The sequence below is a fragment of the Dokdonella aquatica genome (genome assembly GCF_051987395.1).
Classification (GTDB): domain Bacteria; phylum Pseudomonadota; class Gammaproteobacteria; order Xanthomonadales; family Rhodanobacteraceae; genus Dokdonella.
Window position 1 is genome coordinate 4,015,977 of record NZ_CP197094.1, and the last position, 22,699, is coordinate 4,038,675.

26 protein-coding genes are annotated in these 22,699 nt (G+C 67.6%); 8 read left to right on the forward strand and 18 right to left on the reverse strand.

Annotation, left to right across the window (positions count from 1 at the left end):
- Positions 1–30: 30 nt before the first annotated feature.
- Complete coding sequence (locus ACQQ2N_RS17850) at positions 31–894, reverse strand: amidohydrolase family protein (protein WP_440222919.1); 864 nt, start codon at positions 892–894, stop codon at positions 31–33.
- Positions 895–1,045: 151 nt separating this feature from the next.
- On the opposite strand from ACQQ2N_RS17850, the gene ACQQ2N_RS17855 reads away from it, so the two are divergent.
- On the forward strand, positions 1,046–1,309 hold the full coding sequence (locus ACQQ2N_RS17855) for a hypothetical protein (RefSeq protein WP_440222920.1): 264 nt from the start codon (positions 1,046–1,048) through the stop codon (positions 1,307–1,309).
- Between the two features lie 55 nt (positions 1,310–1,364).
- On the opposite strand, the gene bfr is transcribed toward ACQQ2N_RS17855, so the two are convergent.
- The 3 genes from bfr to ACQQ2N_RS17870 form a co-directional block, all read right to left on the reverse strand.
- Positions 1,365–1,838, reverse strand: coding sequence for a bacterioferritin (gene bfr / locus ACQQ2N_RS17860; RefSeq protein ID WP_440222921.1), 474 nt, complete (start codon positions 1,836–1,838; stop codon positions 1,365–1,367).
- 133 nt (positions 1,839–1,971) lie between these two features.
- A complete protein-coding gene (locus tag ACQQ2N_RS17865) occupies positions 1,972–2,601 on the reverse strand; it encodes a LysE family translocator (RefSeq protein WP_440222922.1) in 630 nt (209 codons plus the stop codon).
- Between the two features lie 2 nt (positions 2,602–2,603).
- On the reverse strand, positions 2,604–3,410 hold the full coding sequence (locus tag ACQQ2N_RS17870) for an NIPSNAP family protein (protein ID WP_440222923.1): 807 nt from the start codon (positions 3,408–3,410) through the stop codon (positions 2,604–2,606).
- 119 nt (positions 3,411–3,529) lie between these two features.
- On the opposite strand from ACQQ2N_RS17870, the gene ACQQ2N_RS17875 reads away from it, so the two are divergent.
- The 3 genes from ACQQ2N_RS17875 (at position 3,530) to ACQQ2N_RS17885 (ending at position 6,611) form a co-directional block, all read left to right on the forward strand.
- On the forward strand, positions 3,530–4,513 hold the full coding sequence (locus ACQQ2N_RS17875; protein ID WP_440222924.1) for a helix-turn-helix transcriptional regulator: 984 nt from the start codon (positions 3,530–3,532) through the stop codon (positions 4,511–4,513).
- 207 nt (positions 4,514–4,720) lie between these two features.
- Entirely contained in the window at positions 4,721–5,392 is a 672-nt protein-coding gene (locus tag ACQQ2N_RS17880) for a class I SAM-dependent methyltransferase (RefSeq protein ID WP_440222925.1), read from the forward strand.
- 106 nt (positions 5,393–5,498) lie between these two features.
- The gene (locus ACQQ2N_RS17885) at positions 5,499–6,611 is read left to right on the forward strand and encodes a serine hydrolase domain-containing protein (protein ID WP_440222926.1); all 1,113 of its coding nucleotides are present in this window, start codon (positions 5,499–5,501) and stop codon (positions 6,609–6,611) included.
- 49 nt (positions 6,612–6,660) lie between these two features.
- Here ACQQ2N_RS17885 and ACQQ2N_RS17890 read toward each other — a convergent pair whose 3' ends face one another.
- Both ACQQ2N_RS17890 and ACQQ2N_RS17895 read right to left on the reverse strand, forming a co-directional pair.
- On the reverse strand, positions 6,661–7,224 hold the full coding sequence (locus ACQQ2N_RS17890; protein WP_440222927.1) for a hypothetical protein: 564 nt from the start codon (positions 7,222–7,224) through the stop codon (positions 6,661–6,663).
- A 122-nt stretch (positions 7,225–7,346) separates the two neighbouring features.
- Positions 7,347–7,673, reverse strand: a complete 327-nt coding sequence (locus ACQQ2N_RS17895) for a DUF3817 domain-containing protein (RefSeq protein WP_440222928.1) — start codon at positions 7,671–7,673, stop codon at positions 7,347–7,349.
- 176 nt (positions 7,674–7,849) lie between these two features.
- On the opposite strand from ACQQ2N_RS17895, the gene ACQQ2N_RS17900 reads away from it, so the two are divergent.
- Positions 7,850–8,233 carry a hypothetical protein gene (locus ACQQ2N_RS17900; protein ID WP_440222929.1) on the forward strand — a complete coding sequence of 128 codons (384 nt, stop codon included), beginning with the start codon at positions 7,850–7,852 and terminating at the stop codon, positions 8,231–8,233.
- 69 nt (positions 8,234–8,302) lie between these two features.
- A complete protein-coding gene (locus tag ACQQ2N_RS17905; RefSeq protein ID WP_440222930.1) occupies positions 8,303–9,244 on the forward strand; it encodes a tetratricopeptide repeat protein in 942 nt (313 codons plus the stop codon).
- A 30-nt stretch (positions 9,245–9,274) separates the two neighbouring features.
- Here the strand turns inward: ACQQ2N_RS17905 and ACQQ2N_RS17910 are convergent, their stop codons facing one another.
- The 8 genes from ACQQ2N_RS17910 to ACQQ2N_RS17945 all read right to left on the reverse strand — a co-directional run bounded on the left by ACQQ2N_RS17910 (position 9,275) and on the right by ACQQ2N_RS17945 (position 17,225).
- Complete coding sequence (locus ACQQ2N_RS17910) at positions 9,275–9,619, reverse strand: hypothetical protein (protein WP_440222931.1); 345 nt, start codon at positions 9,617–9,619, stop codon at positions 9,275–9,277.
- Positions 9,620–9,624: 5 nt separating this feature from the next.
- A complete protein-coding gene (locus ACQQ2N_RS17915) occupies positions 9,625–10,134 on the reverse strand; it encodes a hypothetical protein (protein WP_440222932.1) in 510 nt (169 codons plus the stop codon).
- 133 nt (positions 10,135–10,267) lie between these two features.
- Positions 10,268–11,014 carry an alpha/beta hydrolase gene (locus ACQQ2N_RS17920; RefSeq protein WP_440222933.1) on the reverse strand — a complete coding sequence of 249 codons (747 nt, stop codon included), beginning with the start codon at positions 11,012–11,014 and terminating at the stop codon, positions 10,268–10,270.
- Positions 11,015–11,237: 223 nt separating this feature from the next.
- Positions 11,238–12,617 (reverse strand): hypothetical protein, encoded by a 1,380-nt coding sequence (locus ACQQ2N_RS17925; RefSeq protein ID WP_440222934.1) that lies wholly within the window; start codon positions 12,615–12,617, stop codon positions 11,238–11,240.
- 139 nt (positions 12,618–12,756) lie between these two features.
- Entirely contained in the window at positions 12,757–13,521 is a 765-nt protein-coding gene (locus tag ACQQ2N_RS17930; protein ID WP_440222935.1) for a hypothetical protein, read from the reverse strand.
- 237 nt (positions 13,522–13,758) lie between these two features.
- On the reverse strand, positions 13,759–14,742 hold the full coding sequence (locus ACQQ2N_RS17935) for a hypothetical protein (RefSeq protein WP_440222936.1): 984 nt from the start codon (positions 14,740–14,742) through the stop codon (positions 13,759–13,761).
- Between the two features lie 170 nt (positions 14,743–14,912).
- Entirely contained in the window at positions 14,913–15,926 is a 1,014-nt protein-coding gene (locus ACQQ2N_RS17940; RefSeq protein WP_440222937.1) for a hypothetical protein, read from the reverse strand.
- 117 nt (positions 15,927–16,043) lie between these two features.
- A complete protein-coding gene (locus tag ACQQ2N_RS17945) occupies positions 16,044–17,225 on the reverse strand; it encodes a DUF7832 domain-containing protein (RefSeq protein WP_440222938.1) in 1,182 nt (393 codons plus the stop codon).
- Between the two features lie 219 nt (positions 17,226–17,444).
- Between ACQQ2N_RS17945 and ACQQ2N_RS17950 the strand changes: the two genes are divergently transcribed.
- The gene (locus tag ACQQ2N_RS17950) at positions 17,445–17,786 is read left to right on the forward strand and encodes a hypothetical protein (protein ID WP_440222939.1); all 342 of its coding nucleotides are present in this window, start codon (positions 17,445–17,447) and stop codon (positions 17,784–17,786) included.
- Positions 17,787–17,862: 76 nt separating this feature from the next.
- Here ACQQ2N_RS17950 and ACQQ2N_RS17955 read toward each other — a convergent pair whose 3' ends face one another.
- Complete coding sequence (locus ACQQ2N_RS17955; RefSeq protein ID WP_440222940.1) at positions 17,863–18,339, reverse strand: YciI family protein; 477 nt, start codon at positions 18,337–18,339, stop codon at positions 17,863–17,865.
- A gap of 125 nt (positions 18,340–18,464) precedes the next feature.
- On the opposite strand from ACQQ2N_RS17955, the gene ACQQ2N_RS17960 reads away from it, so the two are divergent.
- The gene (locus ACQQ2N_RS17960; RefSeq protein WP_440222941.1) at positions 18,465–18,878 is read left to right on the forward strand and encodes a GFA family protein; all 414 of its coding nucleotides are present in this window, start codon (positions 18,465–18,467) and stop codon (positions 18,876–18,878) included.
- On the opposite strand, the gene ACQQ2N_RS17965 is transcribed toward ACQQ2N_RS17960, so the two are convergent.
- The 3 genes from ACQQ2N_RS17965 to ACQQ2N_RS17975 all read right to left on the reverse strand — a co-directional run bounded on the left by ACQQ2N_RS17965 (position 18,875) and on the right by ACQQ2N_RS17975 (position 22,498).
- A complete protein-coding gene (locus ACQQ2N_RS17965; protein ID WP_440222942.1) occupies positions 18,875–20,026 on the reverse strand; it encodes a M23 family metallopeptidase in 1,152 nt (383 codons plus the stop codon). The genes ACQQ2N_RS17960 and ACQQ2N_RS17965 overlap by 4 nt on opposite strands.
- A gap of 113 nt (positions 20,027–20,139) precedes the next feature.
- Positions 20,140–21,360, reverse strand: coding sequence for a hypothetical protein (locus tag ACQQ2N_RS17970; protein ID WP_440222943.1), 1,221 nt, complete (start codon positions 21,358–21,360; stop codon positions 20,140–20,142).
- Between the two features lie 121 nt (positions 21,361–21,481).
- Positions 21,482–22,498, reverse strand: a complete 1,017-nt coding sequence (locus ACQQ2N_RS17975; protein ID WP_440222944.1) for an endonuclease/exonuclease/phosphatase family protein — start codon at positions 22,496–22,498, stop codon at positions 21,482–21,484.
- Positions 22,499–22,699: the final 201 nt, after the last annotated feature.

A 22,699-nucleotide genomic window follows, 5' to 3' on the forward strand; every position in this document is an offset into this window, starting at 1 on the left:
ATGCACGCGTGCAGGATCGCTCCAGGCGATTCAGTCCCGCCGTGACGCTGCCATGGGCAGCCCGAACAGCCGCGCGGCATTCTCCGAGCGGATCTTCGCCTTCTCCTCGCTCGTGAGGTCGAGGCGCTCGAACGCGTCGACCGTGCGGCCGAGCGTGATCTGCGGATAGTCCGAGCCGAGCAGCACGCGGTCGATGCCGACATTGCGCAGCGTCCACACGAACTCGGCTTCGAGCGGCGAGTCGGCCGCGAGCAGCACGGTGGCCGAGATGTCGAAATGGATGTTGTCGGCGAAGAACGCCTCGGCCGTGCGCGCGAGCGCGAGGATGTTCCAGAAGCGGAAGTTGAGCCCGCCGATGTGGGCGAACACGAACCGCGTCTTCGGCGCCTGCACGGCGAGGTTGAACAGCCGTTCGCTGTCACCGGGCAGGATGTTGGCGTTGTCCATGAGCACGACCATGCCGAGCGTGCCCGCATGCTTCACCGTCGCGAGCACGCGCGCATCGGAAGCATCGAAGCCTTGCGTATGCGCGTGCAGCTTGACCACCTTGACGCCCTTCGCGGCGACGCGCGTGAGTTCGTCGAGCGCGGCCTGGCCGTCGTAGGGATGCACGGTCACGATCGGCAACACCTTCGCGTGCTTCGCGGCGAGTGCGATGACGCCGTCGTTGCCTGCGCGGATCGCCGCGGTGTCACCCTGCCTGGCCTGGTGCGGACCGCCGAACCACATCGCACCGACACCGGCGAGCTCGAGCTTCGCGGCGGCGACGTCGGCTTCGTAGGCACGCAGCGAGGTCTCGCCCTCGCGCAGGTGCACGTGCACGTCGAAGACCGGCGCCTGGGCCGAGGCCGTCTGTGCGAATACGGCGGCGAAGGAAAAGATCAGGCTGCGCATGGCGAGGGCCGTCGTGACGGGACAGCGTCGCAGTGTAGCGACGACGTCGGCGCACGCGGTATGCACGGACCAGAGCGGATGGCATGCCTTCACCTCGCGTACGGGTCGGTTCGCCTAGGCTGCGCGCCCCTTCATGAGATGGAGATCGACCATGACGAAGCCGACCGTGCTCGCCTGCAGCCTGCTCGTCCTCGCCGCCAGCCACGCAGCGTGGGCAGCACCATCCAACGTGACCGGAACCGGCGAAGGCGACACCAAAGAGGCGGCGATCGCGAAAGCGAAGGAAAATCTCGAGGCGAGCTGCACCTCGTTCCGCGGCACCGCCGTCGAAGGTTCGCTCAAGGTGACGTTCGAGAAGCCGTTGTCGAACGGCAAGTTCTACGTCGACGCGACGATGCAGTGCGAGATTCCGTAACGTCGGGACATGCGGGCGCCGTCGTACGCGACAGCGCCCCTCGCGGGACCGGCGATCAGGGCCCGCCCATGCGGCTCTGCAGGTAGAGCGGCAGGCCGAGCATGCGGATCAGGCGCAGCTGCTGCTCGAGCCAGTGCGTGTGGTCTTCCTCGGTGTCCTTGAGCTGGGCCACGAGGATGTCGCGCGTGACGTAGTCGCCGTGTTTCTCGCACAGCACGACGCCCTTGGCGAGGTTGCCGCGCACCGCGTACTCGACGTCGAGGTCGCGCTGCAGCATGGTCTCGACCGTGTCGCCCGCCTCGAACGCGTCCGGCGTCATGTCCGGCGTGCCCTCGAGGAACAGGATGCGCTTGAGCAGCGCATCGGCATGCTGGGTCTCTTCTTCCATCTCGTGATGGATGCGCTCGTGCAGCAGCTTGAGGCCCATGTCCTCGTAACGGCGCGAATGGATGAAGTACTGGTCACGCGCCGCGAGCTCGCCGCGCAGCAGGAAAATCAGGTAATCGACGATCTCGGGATGGCCCTTCATCGCGCTGGCTCCGTGGAAAACGGCGACAGTCTGCCGTAACCCGGATTCCGATGACGGGATGAGAATGGTTGCGTTTCGCCGTCGCAACTCGACGCACGGCACATCGAGCGACGGGCTCTGCCGTGCCACGTCCTCACACCCCGCGCCAGCCCATGAACGCGCTGTAGAGACCCATCGCGACGAGCAGCACGCCGACCGCACGCGTCGCCACGAGACTCGCCCCGGGGCGCCGTCGCGCGGTGTCGCGAAGACGATCCCCCGCGAGCGCGATCGCACCGTACACGACGACCTGCGCGAGCGCCGTGATCGCGCCGATCGCCGCGATGCGCCACCCGAATGGTCCCGAGCCCGGCACCACGAACGGCGGCAGCACCGCGAGCGTGAACAGGTAGGCCTTGGGATTGAGCAGGCAGGTCACCAGGCCTTGCGAGAACGTGCGTCGACGTGACGGTGTCGCCGTCGCCGCGGATCCGGTCGACGCGGCTTTGCTGCGTATCAGCGACACGCCGATCCAGCCGATGTAGGCCGCGCCCGCGAACAGCACGAGGTTGAACGCCATCGGCACGACACGCAGCACGGTCGCGACGCCGAGCGCGCCCATCAGAACGTGGAAGACCCCGCCGAGCACGATGCCGCCGAGTGCCGCAACACCGTTGCGTCGCCCACCCGCCACGGCACTCGCCATCACGAACGCCATGTCCAGACCCGGAAGCAGCACGATGCCGAACACCATCACCGCATACAGCCACAGGCTTGGTTCCATGATCAGATCCCCCGTGGCAGACGCGAACGCGGCGTCGGCTGCAGGCGCAGCGTCTGCGGAGGCGCCGTCGCATGCCTGGCGAGCGCTGCCTCGAGACGCGACCACGCCGCATCGGCCGCAAGAGCGGCCTCGTGACGCGCGAAAGCCTTCATGTCCTTGACCTGCACCAGCCAGACGACGGCGTGCTCGCCCTCGCGGACCGGCAGTCGCGGATAGCCGTTCGGCGACGGCTCGGTCGCGAGCACCGCGAGCACGTCGACGCCACGTTGCCTCAGCATCGGCACGGCGTCGTCGACGAAGGCCTGCACGCGGGCATCGAAACCGTCCGCCGGCAGGAAGCGGATCTGCGCGACGACGAAACCTTCCGGCACGGCGACGCTGTCGACGGCACGCAACGCCGCCTCCGCTGCGAAACCTTCGGCCTGCCACACCGGACGCAGCAGGAACACGTCGTCGGAATCGATCATCGTGCGGTTCGCGGCCTGGCGGTGCGTGCGCCACACCTCGCCGCCGTAGAACGCCTCGAGCGCCTGCGTGCGCGCCGGCATGTCGGTGAAACCGCGCAGCCAGACGAAGCGGTCCGGTGCATCGAGATCGCGGAACGTGCCGAGGACGCGGATGCCGAGGGCCTCCTGCGGCTCGACGAACACGCGCTCGAACAGGTCGATCAGCACGTCGCGCTTGAACGGGTGCAACGTGTAGCGGCGCAGTTCGACGACTGTACAACACGCGTCGCCGTGTTTCGTCGCTGCTCCGTGCGTCGTCTCGACCGCCGCGCCCTGCGACGGCCACGCCATGGCCATTGCCATGCCCAATAGTCCCCAACCTGCCGCCATGTCCGCCGTCCTCCGCCCCGTCATCGGGTACGCCGCAGGATCCGCCACCATCAGGACAGAATCCGCCCTGATTCGATGGCATGCTCGGCGTCATGGAACGACCGGCCACTCGCATCCTTGCCGTCCTCGAGCTGCTGCAGGCGCATCGGCGCCTCGGCGGCACCGAGCTCGCCGCGCGCATCGGGGTCGACGGCCGCACCCTGCGCCGCTACATCGCCGCGCTCGAGGACCTCGGCATCCCGATCCTCAGCGAGCGCGGCCGCTATGGAGGCTACGCGCTGGCCGCGGGCTTCAAGCTGCCGCCGATGATGTTCACGAACGACGAGGCGCTTGCGCTGTCGCTGGGCCTGCTCGCCGCGCGTGCCCTGGGACTCGCCGACGCGACGCCCGCGATCGCGAGCGCACAGGCCAAGCTCGAGCAGGTCATGCCGGCGAGCCTGCGCCGCCGCGTGCGCGCGATCGACGAGACCGTGGCGCTCGACCTGACGCACCCGCCCGTCGCGTCGGGACAGCCCGAAGCACTCATGCGCCTCGGCGAGGCCGCGCAGGCCCGCCAGCGCCTGCGCGTGACCTATCGCGGCGTGCGAGGCGAGGACAGCGAACGCGACCTCGACGTGTACGGCCTCGCGTTCCGTGGCGGGCGCTGGTACGCGGTCGGCCACTGCCATCTGCGCGCAGGCATCCGCACGTTCCGCGTCGACCGCATGCTCGCGCTGCAGGCCTTGCCGCAGAGCTTCGGACGACCCGACGGTTTCGATGCCCTCGCCCACCTCGCACGCTCGCTGGCCACGATGCCGCGCGCACACCGCATCGAGGTGGTCCTGCACACCGACCTGAAGGCCGCGCGCGCCGCGCTGTTCGACACCCTCGGCACGCTGGAACCGCACGCCGACGGCACGCTGCTGGCCGTGCAAGCCGACGATCTCGACTGGTTCGCACGCGAACTCGCACGCCTGCCTTTCGATTTCCGCATCCTCGCGCCGGAGGCCTTGCGCGATGTCGTGCAACATCACGCCGAACGCCTGCAGCGCCTCGCTCGTCGTACTCCTTCGCGCCGACGCCAGGCCTCTTCGTGACAAGCAGCGGGAGACGCGAGCTTGCGATTCCCCGGGAGCATGTGTCGGCACCGCGTGCCTGCCGGTCTTGCGGCCACGGCCGATCATGGACGGTGATGCCACGCTGCCCGAACCGGGTGATCGTGCCGTCTGCTCAGCGCACGGAAATTGAACCTGACCCCGTGGGGACCCGCGCTAGCATGACGGTTTGCCCCACCGGAGAAGCCCGTGTCGTTCAGTGATCCGCAGGCCGTCGCGCGCTACGCCGACGGCCCCGTGCGACAGGTTCCGGGCTTCCATGCGCTTCAGGCGATGACGACGCTGCTGCTCGCCGAGGCGGTACCCGACGACGGGCACGTGTTCGTGCTCGGTGCGGGCGGTGGCCTCGAGCTCAAGGTGTTCGCCGAGGCACATGCCGGCTGGCGCTTCACCGGCGTCGATCCCTCGGCCGAGATGCTGCGGCTCGCCGAGTCGACACTCGGTCCGCTCGCGTCGCGTGTCGATCTGCAGGAAGGTTATGTCGAGACGGCACCCGAAGGGCCGTTCGACGCTGCGGCCTGCCTCCTCACCCTGCACTTTCTTCCCGCCGAGGAACGCCTGCACACGCTGGTCGAACTGCGACGGCGCCTGAAACCGGGCGCGCCGCTCGTCGTCGCGCACCACAGCTTTCCGCAGGACGAGCCCGCGAAGACGCGCTGGCTCTCGCGTTACGCCGCATTCGCCGCGGCCTCGGGCGTCACCGGCGTCACCACGGCGAGCGCGATCGCCGGCATCGGCACGCGCCTGCCGACATTGGCGCCCGAACATGACGAGGCCCTGCTGCGCGAAGCGGGCTTCGGACAGGTCGAACTGTTCTACGCGGCGTTCTCGTTCAAGGGCTGGGTCGCGCGGGCGCCATGACGGCGCCGCGCGCGGATGATGCTCTGCGCGCCGGTGATCGCCCCGACCTGTAAACCCGGCAGCGCCGACGGTCATCCCACGCCCGCCCCCCCTGCCGGACGTTGCCGTGAAGACACCGATGCGAATGCTCGTGGCCTTGTCGATCGTTGCGACCCTCGCGATACCCGTGCATGCCCGATCCCTCGCCGAGACCGTCGCGGATGCCCGCGCAGGCGCACCGGCGCTCGGCGCGGTCGTGGTGTCGTGCAAGGGTGATGCAGCGCTCGCGGTGGAGGGCGTGGCTCGCATCGATCGCGACGAACACCTCGGCGAGGATGCGCGCTTCAACATCGGCTCGAACGCCAAGTCGATGCTCGCGAGCCTTGCCGGCGTGCTCGTGCAGGAAGGCAGGCTCACCTGGACGACGACGATCGGCGAGGTCCTCGGCAAGGACATTCCCGATCTCGACGCGACCCTCGCGCATGCCACGCTCGCGCAGCTGCTCTCGCATCGATCGGGGCTCCCGGGCTACGACACGGGCGCCGAACTGCGCAAGGTCGTCGTCGACGGCGACACGCCGTCAGCACAACGAAAGTCGTTCGTCCGTCAGGTCGTCACGCGTCCGCCCGCGCAGGCACCCGGCAAGGGCTTCGTCTACTCCAATGCGGGCTACGTCGTGGCCGGCATGATGCTCGAGCGTGTCGGCGGCAAGCCGTTCGACCAGCTCATGCAGGAGGAGCTCTTCCGCCCGCTCGACATGACACCGCGTTTCGGCTCGCAGACGCCTCCCGGCGTCGGCCAGCCGTGGGGCCACCGCGTACGCGAGGGTGGACTCGCGCCCTACGACGATCCCGATCCCGTGATCCCGGCGTTCCTTCAGGCGGCGGGCGATGTGTCGCTCACGCTCGCCGACTACGGCCGTTACCTGCGCGAGCACCTGTGCGGCCTGCGCGGCCAACCCACCCGGGTGCTCGACGCCGCGACCGTCCAGGCGCTGCATGCGCCGCAAGGCGAGGACGGCGCCGGCATGGGCTGGGGGCGATACGAACTCGGCGGCGCCACCGCGAGCGTGCACACGGGCGGTACCGGAACCTTCTCCGCGTTCGTTGCCGTGCAGCCCGGCACCGACCGGGCCATCGCGACGGTCACGAATGCGGGCGACGAGGCCTCGCGTGCGACGGCGCTGGCCCTCCTGCGCGACCTGGCGACGACGCGCGAGACGGTCGGCGCCGGTCGGTGATGCCGGTCCGACATGTCCCGTCAGGCACGACCCTGAAAGCGTGCCATGGTCACTGCCGCTGCGTGGCACTGCTTCGATGGATCCGTGCCGGCATGCCTGCGGTCGTCGCGGCATGCAAGGCGAGGAAGGCCTCCCGCCGTTCGGCAGGTACCTGTGGCGAGGGCAACGCATCGGACTCGCGATGCACGCCTGCCCAGACGTACAGGATCTGGTTCGACAAGGGATAGACGCGCGCATCCGCCTCGATGCCGCGGAAACGGTGGTTCGACACCGTAACGACCGCGCGATGGTCGAACGTCCACTGGAAGGTGGCCAGATCCTTCGTCCAGTCCGGTCGCGCCCTCGGCTGGTACTTGAGTTCGATGATGCCGATCACTTCACGCGTGTTGCAGACGACGATATCCGGATAGCGAAGCTGCCTTGCCTCGCCCGCCACCGACATGCACGGCTCGATGAAGAGCCGCCGTGTGTCGGGAAGGATCGACGAGAGATTCGCCCACATCGAGGCTTGCAGGCTGCGCTCCGAATTGATGCGTTGGCGCGCATAGTCGATGTCGATCGTGCGCTGCCACGCCTCGATGATGTTTCTCCGCAGCAGCGCGCGTGTCGACATGATCGCGGAACATCCCGTAAGCACCGATGGCGCAGACGAGCGAGCATACCGCGGCACCGTGGCCGACGAGCCCCGCACGCGAGCGGGCGCGAAGCCCGCACGGCAGGGCCAGCTTCGTGGCATCAGGACCCGCGCCGCTCGCCGAGCAGGTTGAAACGGCGGTAGGCGATCTCGAGCGGCACGGTCACGAGCGGCGGCACCGCGGCGAGCAGCGCGAGCAGCAGCGCCCATGCCGGCCAGCGCAGGCGCACGCCGACGAACACCGTGACCACGACGTAGAACAGGAACGCCGCACCGTGCAGGCGGCCGAACAGCCACACACCGAGGTCGGTCGTCTGCGTGCCGTACTTGAGCAGCATCCCGATGAGCAGGCCCGCCCACGTGAAGCCTTCGGCGAAGGCGGCGATCGCGAACCAGCGACCGGCGGGCGACAACGGCGGTGTCGGCATCGGATGTCCTGCGTGCGGGCGCATCGCAGGATGCGCGGGATCGACGATTCTAGCCGCACGACGGGCTGCATTCGTCGCGTCGCGTCGCCGCACCTCGACAAGCTCGCGCCGACCTTCACCGATTTTCGACAACTCCTGCCTGTTCACCCGTAACATCGCGGCTCGCGAGGCCCGGCATGTCGGCCTTCATGGACAGCTCGTACTGGTCGACGCTCTCGATCGGCGGTTCGCTCGAGAGCAGCAAGCACGTGGACCGTGCCGTCGATGCGGTGTTCGAGTACCTCGACGACGAGATCCTGCCGACGTTCGAGGCGTGCTCCACACATGTCGGCATCCTCGGCCTCGAGCTCGACGACAAGGGCCAACCGGGTTATCTCGTCCTGAGCGAAATGACCCTGGCCATGCACTGGCTGGTGGGCGACGACATGCTCGAGCGTCTCCATACGGCCTACCGCGCATCGGACCCGACGGGGATGGCAATGCCAAGGCCTACGCGGCGCTCAAGGCCTTACGGCGATCGTGAGGCAACGTCCGTGCTCTTGTGCAGTCGAACCGGTTGATCGCACGCGAGCCGAATCGCGGAACAAGCATGCGATCATCGCGGGAAAGAGCATTGGATGGAGAACCGCGTGACCACGGACGACGGACGTGACGAATTGAACGACCGCGCGTATGCGGCCATGCGTGCAGGACGGCTCGCCGAGGCGTCGCGTGACTTCGACGCACTACTGAAGCTCGTGCCCGAGAACACGTCCTACCACTACATGCGCGGCCTCGTGCACAAGTACATGCTCGACTGGCCGGTATCACTTCAGCACAACCTGCAGGCGATCGATCTCGCCGACGAGGAAGACGAAGCTACGCACTGGAATGCCGCGATCGCAGCGACAGCCCTCGGCGACTGGTCGACGGCACGACGCCTGTGGGAGACATGCGGCATCGCGATTCCGGAGGGCAAGGGCCCGATCGACGGCAACTACGGGGTGGCCGTGGTGAGACTGCATCCTTGGAGCGCTGGCGAGACCGTCTTCATGCGACGCATCGATCCGGTTCGTGCAAGGCTGCTCAATGTGCCTCTCCCCGAAAGCGGACACCGCTACGGCGACATCGTTCTGCACGACGGCGCGCCCACCGGATACCGCCTCGATGGCAGCGGGCGCGAAGTTCCCGTCTTCAACGAACTGGAGAGGCTCGTTCCCTCGGACTTCGAGACATTCGTCGTCTTCATCCACTGCGCGACGCCGGAAGATCTTCCTTTCCTGCTCGAAGCGACAGCACCTGGCTTGGGCGGCGTGGAAGACTGGACCGAAACCGTGCAGTACTACTGTTTGCGGTGCAGCTACGGAACGCCACACAGCCACAACGAGGCCCCAAACCCGACGTGGCAACCGGATCGCAACCTCGGCATTGCCGCGCAAAGTCGACACACGGTCGACAAGCTTCTCGAGACATGGGCTCGCGGCTCGGAGGGGCGCCATATCGATAGCGTCTCGACACGCAACTCCGCCGTTCCCGAACGCGGAGCGGGGCACGCGTGGTGGCGTGGCCCGGAGGACGACGACGATTCCTGATGGCCCGGATGACGCCAGCTTCGAGAAGCATCATCCCATCGCCGTGCGCACCTCCACGAGCGAAAGCGTGAGCGCCCAGGCGAATACGGCACCGAGCCACAACGTCACGCCATAGGCGATGCGGCGCGGCCACGCGCCCACGCCGCGTCGTGCGAGCCGCATCGCGACCCAGCCTGCGGCGATGAAGCTAGGCGCCCACAGCATGCCCGCGCAAAGTACGGCAGGCCACACGTTGTCGCCCTGCCAGTCGTCGAGGTTGCCGAAGGACGGCGCGAACACCGGATATACCGCGTAATAGAGGACGCCGCCGAGCAGGCCCATGCTCAGCAGGGCGAGTGCGAAGACGACGACGGCGGCGAGGATCGAGCGCTTCACGCCTATCAGTGCTCGCGCGTGAAGTGGTTCGTGCGCAGCAGCGGCAAGCCGTCAGGGCCAACGTAGGACGCGATCTCGGTCATCGAGCGGCCGTCGGCCGCAACCGTGTAGACGCGCGTCGACGCCGGGATGCCCTGCCGACCGAGGCCGAGCACGAGCACGTTCGGTGCCGGCATCGTCATCGCCGAGGCATCGGCCTCGACATTGCGCTCGAAGCGGATCGGCGTTGCGTCGAGCGGCGAGGTCGATTCGAAATGCGTGGTCGCGCCGCCCGCGTCGACGATGTCGACCGCCATGCCGAGCCTGCCGGCTTCGGGCGTGGCGAACGCGATCGTCACGCGCTTCGGCCGTGCCTCGGGCGGTTGCGTCATGCGCGACGTGTCGAGACTCCAGCGCCCGATGAGCGGGGAAGGCGGCGCCTTTGCGGCATGTACGGATGCGCTCGCGGCGACGAGACCGGACAGCAATGCGGCGATGCCATGGCGCACGGGAATCTCCTCGGTGAAGGATGGCATCGTGGCCAGCATGCGCACGACGCGGGAGTGACGACGATCCTGCGCAGACTCGCACAGGCGATGCTGCGCGTCATCTCCCTGCCCTGCATCCGCCGCACGCGATCGCGGGCGGGTGCGACGCGCACGACCGTGATCAGGGAGCGCGCCGGCGAGCCGGATACGCCCAGCGCAGCGCATCACGCTCCGACGCCTTGTAGATCGTGTCGTGGCGCTCGTGCGGGCGTGGCACGTACGTCCACGCGAGGTTCTTCGGTGCGATACGCGAGAGGATCACGTCGAGCGCGGCGACGTGCGGCACGATCGTGTCCTCGTCGGCGGAGGTGAGGTAGAGCCGACGCGACGCTCCAGGTGCGGCGGCGAGCAGCGCCGGCGCCTCGCGCACGAGTGCGGCATCGTTCCACCACAGGCTCGGGCTGATCGCGATCACCACGTCGAAAAGCGCCGGCTCGCGCAGGAAGCCCTCGACCGCGAACAGGCCGACGAGCGACTCGCCGATGATGCCGCGCCGATCGTCGACGCGGTAACGACGCGCGACCTCGGGCATGAGCTCGTCGGCGATGAAGGCGCGGAAGGCGGCCGATCCGCCGACGCGCGGCGCGATCGCGCGATCGGCGTCCACGGTCGTCGGCCCGGTCATGTCGCGGCGGCGCTCGGTGTTCTCGATGCCGACGAGCAGGACCGGCTCGATCTCGCCGGCCGCGATGCCGTCGTCGATCGCCTTCGCGACATGCGGGAAGTCCTCGGCGAGGCCGCCGTCGGGCATGACCAGCATCGCGAACCGTGCCTGGCTGTCCGCGTAGCCGGCCGGCACGTGGACATTGATGCGGCGCGTCTCGCCGAGGGCCTTGCTCGCGAGTTCGAAGCTGTCATGCGTGGGCACCTCCGCGGCGACCTGCGCCGAGGATGTGGACGTGACGCCGAAGAAGCATGCGCACAACCACCCCATCCACCAAGCCGCGCGCATCGATCCGCCACTCGTTGCGCGTCGCCTGCCTGTCGTCATGCTGCTGCCTCGCCGTGGGAGGTGACAGTATGGACGAAGGCAGCGCGATGCGACCCGCGGACCGATGAGGTGACGGATCTCGCGCACCGCGTGCGAACGGCTACGGTTCGAATCCGGCCTTGAAGATGCGATCGCTCTGCAACAGCAGTACCGCGAGTCCCGCGTTGAACGCTCTTGCCGTTCCCGCTCCCGAGAAGCGGCGACCGACCAGGTTGAACTGGCGCGTGCCTGCACCGACGTCGCGCGTCGCGTTGACGGCCATCGTGCGATCGGTGCCGTCGCCCGAGTCGGCATACACGTTGACCCAGCGGTCGGTCGGCGCGAGGCCGGCGAGATCGTCGATCGCGAGGCGGAGGTTCGCCTCGTACGCCTGATCCGTGAACGACATCGAGGCCGAGCCGAACATCATCGCGCGCGCCGGCTGCGCCAGCGACAGGCTGCAGGTGCGCGCCGCCGAGAACGCGTTCGACGTACTCGTGTAGATGAGGTTGCCCTGGTTCTGGCAGAACAGCCCGGCCGTCGCCGGCACGACGATGACGTTGATCGCGGTGTCGTACATCGTGGGGTTGCCCGTACCCGAGAAGCGACTGGCGCGTACGGCGAGCGTGCGCGTGCCCACGCCCACGTCGTACGCGTACTGCGTGGCGATCGACTCGTCGGTGCCGTCGCCGCTGTCGGAATAGGTGTTGACCCAGCGCTGCGTGCCCGAAGTCGGTACGCCGTCCAGCGCGAGCGACATGCGCACCTCGCTCGCCGCCGTACCGTAGCCGACCGACGCCGAGGCCGAGACGAACGCCGTGCCCGCGGCGGCCACCGGGATGCTGCAGGTCACGATGTCCGCATCGACCCCGAGGGAGACCATGTCACCGCTCGTGACGCCACACGTCGTCTGCTGCGCGAGCGGAGCCGGCACGAACACCACGGCGAGCTGCGGATCGAACAGGTTGATGGAACCCGGGCCGACGTAGCGCGAGGCAAGGAAACGCACCGTGTGCAGGCCGGCCGTGACGGCCGTGTAACGGTTCAGTGCGAGCGACTTGTCGGTGCCGTCGCCCGCATCCGCGTAGATGTTGAGCCAGCGGTCACCGAAGGTGTCGAAGGTGGGGTTGTCGACCGTGATCGCCGCACGCAGCTCGTAGTCGCCGTCGTTGTAGCTGACCGACGCGGATCCGTAGGCGAGCAGCACGCCGTCGACCGGCGCGTTGATCGAGCAGGCAATGACTTCGCTCGCCCCGGGGCTCGCGGACTGGAAGCCCGAGGCTTCGGCCGCACAGGACAGGTAGTGTGCCGGCAAGGCCTCGACCTCGCGCGGCGCTTCGGTCGACATGACCGGTGCGGAAGGCATCCCGAGTGCGATCACGTCGGCCTCGGCGTTCTTGTCCTGGGCGCCGACCGAAGCCGCCACGACCATCGCCACGGCAGCCAGGACGACACGCGCGCGCGACGGGCGCACGGCGGCGAAGCAGGGTTGAACCAGCATGCGACACCTCTCGGGAATCCGGTGCGCAGGGAGTACGTGAACCAAGGTGCGATCGGGACATGGTCGGGACCTGCCGATCCGTGTCCCGGTTGCGCCGCTCCCGGATCGTCTCGTCCAGGCGTCGCCACGTGCCCGCCGGTCAGAAATCGAACCCGTCCCGGAACAGCACCGCGGGATCCTGCAACGGCCGCACGTCGAGCAACAGCGCGTCGAACGCACGCAGGCGCGCGGGGATCGTCGCGGCGATGGTGTCGCGCGTGGCCGCCGGGACGCGATCCTGACCGCAGCACACCGCGAGGTACGGCACGAAACTCTCGGCGACATCCTCGCTGGTCGGGTTGTCGCGCGCATAGGTCGAGATGAACTCGCCGTCGGCGGCCTGCGCGGCGAGCCACGCCGGCGTGTCGCGCACGCGCACGTCGAGAACTGCATGTGTCGCCTCGTGGATCAGGATCTCCTCGAGCACGCCCTGGTTGATGTAGGACTGCGCCAGCGATCCCGTGTGGATCAGCACGGCGGGGTGCTCACCGTCGAACGGCGTACCACCGAACGGCTGGTCGCCCCGATGGATCCACGTGTAGGCGAGATGCCGCCTCAGCACGGCCGGCATGCGTCCGAGGATCGGTGCGTAGAACGCCGCCGGCTCGCGCGACGCGGCGGCGTCACCGAACTCCGGGTTCACCTGGAACTCGATGACGTCACCATCGGCGTAGGTCGCGTCGTAGAGGAACATGTCCATCGTGACGTAGGCGTTGACCCGCCGGTCGAACACCATGCGCGAACCGAGGCCCTTGTCGACGAGCGCGACGAACGCGGTGGGATCGGCCGACGTCACGAGATTCGGAGCGATGAATGCGGTGCCCGAGAACGGCGGTGCCGACATCACGTCGGAGGCCGTCGACAACACGATGACCGCGAGCACTGTCCGACACAGGGAGATGATGCCACCCGGCCTGACGAGGCTGATGGCGGAAGGGCGGGATGGGCGCATGCTGCGTCTCCGATGGAAGGGGCCGACGTACCCGTGCAGGCACGCTCCGGCGATGCGTGAATGCCTCAACCTGAGGCCTCGTCGGCATCGCTCCCTTCATCTAGCGACTGGAAGCACCGGATCCCCTCATCCGCGCGTGGAGCACAGGGCTCAGCGGCGCCGCACCGGCAACGTGCGCGCGTCGGCGATCGGGACGATGTGCCAGGGCTCGTCGAGATGGTCGACCGACTGCCACTCGACACGCGGCTCGCCGAACGAGCCCTCGGGTTCGGGCGGCCACACGTCCCAGTGCGTCGTCGCGAGCGCGTCCATCGTGCCGCTGTCCGGCGGGCATCCCCATGGCTTGCCGGCCTCGTCGGTGCGTGTCGTCTCGTCGGCGCGCGACACGACGGGCTTCTCGTTCGACGTACGCCATGGCTGCACGAGCCGAGCACACACCGGCCGTCCCTGGAAGTTGCCGAAGAACACCGGCACACGCGAACCGTTCATCCAGTGCCCGCGTTGCAGGCGCACGCCTTCGAGCGCGGTCACGGCATCGATATCGGCGACGTCGCGCACCTCCCAGCGGCGCCAGTGCATGCGGCTCGACTCGCCCATCGACGCGCTCGCATCGCCCCAGCCGATGGTCTGCTCGAACGCGGTCTTCGTGCCCGCGATCAGTGCGCCGCCCTTGTCGAGGCCGAAGCGCAGCTCCTCGTACTTCGTACCATCGACCTCGACCTGCTGACGCGCCAGGCTGTAGAGCCAGCCGTTGCTGCAGGTGAAATGATCGCCGTAGCGGATCGTCACCGCGCTGCCGCGTCCCGCGTACGCGCGTTCGCCCTTGGCCTGCTCCTCGCGCACGGCACGCATGCCGCGCGCGTTGAGCGCGGGTTCGATGCGCAGCCAGGACCCGTCGTCGGCCTGCGTGATGCGCGCATGGTGATCATGCCAGCGATCGACCGACGAACCGGTGCCGAGCATCCGCAACAGCTCGTACGAGACATCGTCGTAATCGCCCTCGAGACTCGGGCACGACCAGCCCTTGCGCGCGGCGAACATGCCCTTGGGCGAGGCCCAGTCGTCGGGATAGCCATCCGTCCCGCAGCCCGCGAGCAGGCAGGACGCGGCGACAAGGACACCGGCCTGCAACACGCGGTTCCGTCGCCGGCGCACGCACGAACGTGAAAGCATCGCGTGCTTGCGCGAATGACCACGTGGTGGGGTGTTGAGCATGGAAATGGACTCGTCCTGGAGAAGCGGGATGTTGAAGGATGGGACAGCATCGTCGCCTTTCGTCGGAGAGCAGGCGCGGCGACGTTCGTTCAAAGGGACGGCTCACGCGGTTCGGGGGCCGGCAGCTCGCGCACGTCGGGGATGTCGATGACGTGCCACGGCTCCTCGACCCGGTCGAGGTGCTGCCATTCGATGCGATAGGCACGAACCGAACCGCGGTACTCGGTCGGCCTCATCGCATGCATCTTGCCGCTGATCGGACCGACAGCGTCGCTGTCGGACGGACATTCGCCCGGCTTGCGTTCGACCGTGAGCGGCTTCTGTCGGGTCCAGAAATCGGACGTAAGGTCGGCCGGGTTGCTGACCTTGTCCTCCGGTTGCACGAGGCGCACGCAGAGGGCTTGTCGATGAAAGTTCGCGAACCAGGTCTTCACCTTGTCACCATCGAGGAAACCCGTGCGCCTCAGGGTAATGCCCTCGAGCCCCGCCGCCTCCGCTTCATCGGAAGGGTCACGCGCTTCCCAGCGGTACCAGCGATGCCTCGAACCGCGTCCCAGCGAGATGCGCGGGCTGTCGCCCCAGCCGATGCTCTGGTCGTCGCTCACCGTCTCGTCGACGATCAGCGCGCCGCTGCGATCCTTGCCGATGCCGGTTTCCTCGTGCGCGAAGCCCGAACCACCCGTCCCGCCCCTGTCGAAGTTGCGGATGTAGAGCCAGCCCATCGTGCAACGGTAGTCGGTGCCCTCCTTCAAGGTGAAGCTGGTGCCGCGCGTCATCGACATCTCGCCCGCACGCACCGCACGCATGCCTTCGGCACCGAGGGAGAAGTCGACGCGCAACGACGAGCCATCGTGGGCTTGCGTGATGCGCGCGACATGCCTGCCCCAATCGGCACGTCGAGGCCCCACGCCGAACACGTACGCGAAAGCCCAGTTCGCGTCCCGGTACTCGCCTTCGAGATTCGGGCACCACCATCCCTTGCGGTCGATCAGGAGGCCGCGTGCGCTCGGCCACTCCTCGGGATAGTCCTTCGTGTCGCGCAGGCAGCCCTTGAGCGCCCAGGCCATCACGGCGAGAACGATCAGCAGCGGCCAGAGCCGCACGAAGGCAGAGCGATCACGAGGACCTGCCTGTTGCCGTTTGGTGTCCGTCATCCCCGAGCCTCGTGATTCTTCCGTCTTCCAGATCAGCCGTTAAACCTTGCAGCATGCCGCCTCGCATCATGCGTCGAGCATTGCCTTGACCCGCCGCTCCACGTCCCGGTCCTTGAGCGCCGCGATCAGCGCATCGACATCCGCAATCGTCGGGAAATCTTCGGGTTTGCGGTTGATATTGCGCTGGATCTGGATGTGCAGCTGCTTGACGAGCTCGGGTCCTTCGCCACCGTAAAAGCGGTTCGTGTACACCGACAGCAGCACGATGCGCGCGAGCACTTCCGGCCCCATCATGTACCCGAGCTTCTGGCGCAACCGGACCACCTGGCCTTCGTAGGTGACCTGCTTGCCGAGCTCTGCCACGGTGCGCAACGCGTCCATGCGCGGACGCACCCAGTCGCGGTAGTGCGCGAGCGCGATCCGACCCTGCTGGTCGAAACCTTCGGGAATGCTCTTGTAGTAAGGCGATAGCGTGGCGGTCACGTGGCTGAGCGAGAAATCGTCAGCATGGATGTCCGGCATGTTGCGCACGTCGGCGCTGTAGGCGGGAGGTGGCGACGCGCGCAACTGTGCATCGCAGAGGCTCAGCCAGGCCTCGCGCAAGCGCTCGGCGCCGAGGTAGACGAATAGCGCGAAGCCAGCGGACTCGCGGTAGTCGCTGGCCATGTAGAGCAGCTTCTGCTCGATCACGCCATGGCGTCGCTGCGCGCGCATCATGCCGCGCCCCTCCGGTACCAGCGTGTAGCCGTCGGCGACGAGTTCCGGGAAGAGCTCACGCTCGAAGAACGCGTAGATGTCGGCGGCGGTCGGCTTGGCCGGTTTCGGCGTATCGACTCGTGGCTTTGCCCGCCAGGCGACCAGTCGCTCGTGAAGGAACGGCTTCAGGCGCGTCGACGAGGCCGGCGTGTCGGGCACCGAGCACAGGGCGTCGCCGCTGTCGTCGGTGATGCGGAAGCAGCGCCGGTAGTCCGCGATGTACGACGTCGCGTAGTAGGCCTCGGTGAAGGCCGCACCTTCCTCGTTGAGCTCGTCCGTGGTCAGCTTGCCATCGGCGAGGTCGAACAGGATGTCGGCGGCCGACTGGCCCCGCTCGCGGCGTGCCGCGATGTCCTTGGCCAGTGCCTCGTCGACGAGCCCGGCGCCGGCCGCCCAGACCCAGTACAGGCCGATCGGGATGCCGCCCGCCTCGTTCGGAAGCTCCGACGTGAAATCGAGGAAGTACATCTCGGCATCGTCGAACTTTTGCATCGCGAAACATCCCCCTTGGATGGCGCGGGATTAGAACATGAACGCGATCGATGCAAAGGAGGTGTTCAAGGACATGTTTTCCGTTTCGTGACGCCTTCACGAAAGTCGTCCCGGCGCCGCTCTCCCCGCACTTCACCGTCCGCCACCGATTTCGCCTATGCTCGCGCCGGCCACGCCACACATGGCGCTCGGCCACTCGCTTCATCACCAGGGGACATCATGCTCACCATCCACACGATCCGTGCCGCTCTCGCGTGCGCGGCGCTTGCGCTTCCGTCGATCGGCCTCGCCGGCCAGTGGTACTTCAACGTCACCAACGACACCGAATCGCGCATCACCAAGCTCGAGGTTTCCGAGAACAAGAAGGACTGGGGCAACTTCGACATCGGCCGTGGCATCGATGGCGGCGACACCGTCAAGCTCGAGTGGGACAGCAGCACGGATTCCGAGTCGTGCGACCAGTGGATCCGCGCCACGTTCAGCGACGGCAGCAAGAGTCCGGCGACGAAGCAGAACTTCTGCGCGGACCTCGACAACCCGATCGTCTTCGGCGAGGAGTAACTTCATCCATCGCCACGCCCATCCCCGGATGGACGTGGCGAAGGAAGCGACAAGCACTTCCGGCGAGATCGCCGGTCTACTTCTCTGCGCCGGCAGGTGGCACGAGGCGCTCGTGCGCTTCCGGTATCAGCCCGAGTGCGGCGGTGCCGTACCACTCGCGGTACTCGGCGATCATCTCGCCCTTGGTGATGACCGGATCGGTCTCGGCCAGCGCGCGCGCCGCATCGATACCGTCCACCGCGAACACGTAGAGGCCGCGCCATCCGGACGGATCCTTCGAGAACGGACCGGCCAGCACGAGCTGGCCGGCTTTCGACCAGCGCGTCATGTTCGCGAAATGGCCGGCGAACATCGCGTCGCGCTCGGCGCCGTCGGGAACCCGGGTCGGCCCGGTCCTGAGCAGCACGAGCACGTACTTGCGCATGCCGCGCTCGTCGGCGCCGAGGCGCTCGGCCAGCGCTGCATCGAACACCGCCGGAGGCGGCTCGTCCGCAGCAGCCTTGATCGGGGACATCGCGAGCAACACGAGGGCGAGCACTGACGGCATGCGCATGGACAACCTCCGAGGGGAATCGACGACCCGACCAGCGCACCGATCGTCGACCCGCCGAGCGACGTACGCAAGCACGATCGGATGACGTACCCTCGCCGCCACGTTTTCCTGCCCGCGCGGACGCCTTGGACACCCCGATCCTCACCGGCCGCTGCCACTGCGGCGCCACGGGCTGGACCCTGACCGGCGACCCCGGATCGATCACCGCGTGCAACTGCACCTTGTGCCGCCGCTACGGTGCACTCTGGGCCTACGACTTCGAGGGCGAACGCATCACCCTCGACGGCGACACGGGACGCTACACGCGCATCGGCAAGGACGATCCGGCGCTCGAGATCCGCTTCTGCCGATCCTGCGCCTGCGTGATTGCCTGGCGTGGCCTTCGCCTTCACGAGGACGGCCGACGCCGCATCGCCGTCAACGTGCGGCTTGCCGATCCCGACGCCGTCGCCGACCTGCCGATCGACCATTTCGACGGCCTCGACAGCTTCGACGACCTGCCCGCCGATGGCCGCTGCGTGCGCGACCTGTGGTTCTAGGACGGATCCTTCCCGGAACGGACGTCCCACGTCAGCACGCTCATGCGGGACGGCATCGTCGCCTTTCGTGACGCGTCCTCGCCTTTCGGAAGCGCTGTCCACGGCGTCGAGCCGATCTGCGCGACATCGTCGTAGCGACCGAGCACACGGTAGCGGTCGAACGTGTAGGCGAGGCCTTCGCTCGCGTACTCGTCGGCGCCGTCGGTCAGCGCGAAATGCAGCTGCGGATCCGACGCGCTGCCGCTGAAGCCGACCTCGGCGATGCGTTCGCCCGCTTTCACACGCGCGCCTTCACGCACCACCGCGCTGCCCGGGCGCAGGTGGCCGTAGTGCGCGAAGCCGCCGCCGTCGAGTGCGATCACGATGTCGTTGCCTTCGACGCCGGTCATCGCATCCGACATCCGCTCGCGTTCGGGCGAGGTGTCGCGGACCTTCACGACACGACCATCGCCGACCGCGAGCACGGCCTCGCCGTGGCTGAAGGTCCGTGCCGCGTGGTCGTTGCCGGGCGGCGCCTTGCGCCCCTCGGCATCGAGCTTGACCCAGTCGGCCGCATGGCGACCGGGCGTGCGCAGCGTGCCGCCGACCGCGTAGCCGGCACGACGATGGCCGCGATCCCAGCGCGGGTTGTAGATCGCGACCCACGGGCCACCCTCGAGCGGCGGCGACAGGACCGGCGCCTGCGCAGCGGCCATCGTCGTCACACCGCCTTCGATCGTGCGCACGTCGCTGCCCGCAGCCTTGTCGACGAAGCAGACACGATGGCGCAGCGAGCCCGGCACCGTGCCGGGCAAGGTCAGTTCGACGAACACGACCCCGCGTCGTCCCGACGGGATCGCCTCGTAGGACTCGCCCTTCCACTGCAGGCCCGAGCGGTCGAGACGCTCGTCGAGCGCCGTACCCTCGTACGAGGCGAGCACGCGCCCGTCGTCCGCCGCGAGCACCTCGACGCGGACGGGCATCAGGTCGCGACGTGCGAAGTTGGCGAGATGCAGCTCGTAGACGAGTTCGCGACCACCGTCGACCGCGCGCGGCATCGGCGGCGACGGCACGCGCAGGTCGAACGACTCCTGCGGCGCCGCCGATGCATTGCCGAAGAAGCAAAGAACAGTAGCGAAAGCACCGGACCACCTGGCTCGCATCGGCATGAGAGGCTCCCTGTCAGTCCCGGATCGACACGACGTGTCGCTCGAACGGCTTCAGCACAACGTGGAATGCCTCGGGATCTCTTCAAGGCGCACAAGCAAAAACAAGCAGAACACTAGCGGTCGAAGGACTCCAGGAACAACGAATCGTTGTCGCCCAGGCAATAGAGCCTCGCGATGTTCGCGCAACCGATCGGACTTGTCCGACCGAACGTCCAGTCCTGATCGGCCCAGCCGCTCGATCCGACGTTGCCTCCCACGCTCGTCGAGTTCCATTGCTGGCAGTCGATGCTCGTCGAAGCCCCATTGAAGAGCGTACCGGTCCAGACGAAATCATTCGTCGTCGGACTACCCTGTTCATCCATCTGTATCGGGGCGTCGATGTGCCCTTGCCCAAGAGCCGCACGAGACGACACGACGCGCACGCCGTCGAGGCGATGGAACGGGCCATCGAACTCGAGCCGCTGCAGAGCACCCGTCTGTCCGGATGAAAGCCACGCCTTGAACGTCGCGGATCGTGGGAGGTTCTCGCGCTCGGCATGGGCGCGACAGATCGCATCGCCCGCGGCGATCCCGGTAGCGGAACCTGCATCGGCCCACGAGGACAGGTTGCCCGTGCCGGAACTCGAGGTCACGAACACCAGTCGCGCGGTCGGTGCGCGCGGTCGCGGCAGAGCGTCGCCGTGGGCGCCTTTGGCAAGACAGATCAACCTCGATACCGTGGAGCACATGCCTCTCCCACCCGCCCATGATCCGCCGTAGCCGACGTAGGCGGCACCCGTCGTGCTTTCCCCGTCCGTGCTGGTCCAGTCGGAGCAGGTTTCACCGGGATTGACGAGGACACCATTGGGCATGGTCGCCGTGAATGCCCGCATTCCGATCAGTGTCCGCGGGATGGGCTGGCCGAACTCGTCATACATGATGTGTCGAGGCACATAACCGCCCAACGGCGGAAACACGAGTGAGTTTCGGGCGACGTCCATGGCCGCCAGGCCGTCCATGCGGTACCACGGACCTGCATCATCGGGCGCCGCTGCGGGGGACAGACTGCACGCGTTCACCAGATAGCGCCCGCCGAGCCCGTGGACACGGCAGTACGCATCATTCGCAGCATCGGACAGGAACGCGACGTAATCCGATGCGTCCGCTATCGAACCGGCCGCCGCGCGAGTCCTGCAGATCTCGTCGGCGGCTTCAAGTCCGGACAGGCCATGCGCGTCCGGCCACGTCGAAAGATCTCCCGATCCCGTGACCGACGTCATGAAGATTCTGGGGAGGTCACCCGCCTGCGCATTACCGATCACGCAGGCCATCGCGAGTGGAAGAACGAACTTCATCGTGGCGGTCTCCCTGACCTGAGGCGATCGGAGGAGTCTAGCGCTTTGTCGGACGAAGAGGCCGGTGCGTTGTCGACGCACGCGAAGCGGCACGTTTGCCGTGCGCACGCGCCGGCATGGCTCAGTCCGGCACGCCTTCGAACGGGTCCGGCATGTCGATGTCTATACCGAGCACACGCGCCATCGCCTCGTCGCTGCGGTCGGTCGAGAACTCGATCCACAACGGCAGGTGGTCGCTCACGCGCGGCGACACCTGCGCCTGGGTCAGTTCCTGGTAGACCGCGCCGGCGAAGTCGATCGTGCCGGCCCGCCCTGTCGGCCGCAGGCCGAAATCCTGGCCCTGGAACCACGCGATCTGGTCGTAGTGCTTCGCCTCCTTGCCCGTGGTCGTCTTCACCGACTGCAACGCCTCGGGCACGCGCAGGCCGGTCTCGACGAATGCATCGAACAACGGGTTGCCCTGGCGCTTGTCGATGTTGAAGTCGCCCAGCACGAGCAGGTTAGGTTCTTCGCGACTCTGGCCCGTGCGCGTGCGTTCGCGCAGCTCGTGCGCGGTGAAGCGCCCGATCTCCCTCAGTTCCTGCAGGCGATCGGCCGGCACGTCGCCGTAACGGATGTGCGCCGTGAGCAGCGTGAAGTGCTCGTTGCCTGCGCGGAAGCCCGCGATGTAGGGCGTGCGGTCGAACTGCTCGGGCAGGCCGTCCGGTGTCGGGCCGAGCACGATCTCGCCCGACAGGCCCGAGAGCACCACGCGTCGCGTGTCGTAGAGGTAGGCCAGTCGCTCGGAGTTGCCCTTGTCGCCGACGGTCACGTCGGTCAGCAGCACGGCCCAGTGCGTTCCAAGGACGTGCTCCATGAGGTAACGCAACGCGGTCGTCTCGCGCTGCACCTCCTGCAGCGCGATCACGTCGAAGCAGCGGATCACCTCGGCGATGATCGCAAGCGAACGCATGTTGCGCTTGGGACTGCCCGGATTCTCGGTCCACTCCGGATGCAGCCCGCCGAACTTCTGCAGGTTCCACGTGCCGATGACGACGTTGGCGTCGGTGCGCCGCGCGGGGATCCCCGAGGCCCGGATGCGCCGGCGCATGCGCACGATGTCCTCGACGACGTTGGCGGGATACAGGGCATGGTCCATGGCGAGTCCCGAAACGAGGATGGCGACAACAGCTTCCGAACACTCTATACGTGTCCGCACGGCGATCCATGACAGCGACCGCCTCGAGTGCTGTTTCCAGCGCATCAGGCTGCGCGGCCTCGTCGACGACATGGCATGGCACCCGCCACGTGTCGAGTACAGGAAGGGAGAACACCGCAATATTCACAGGCAACCGATACG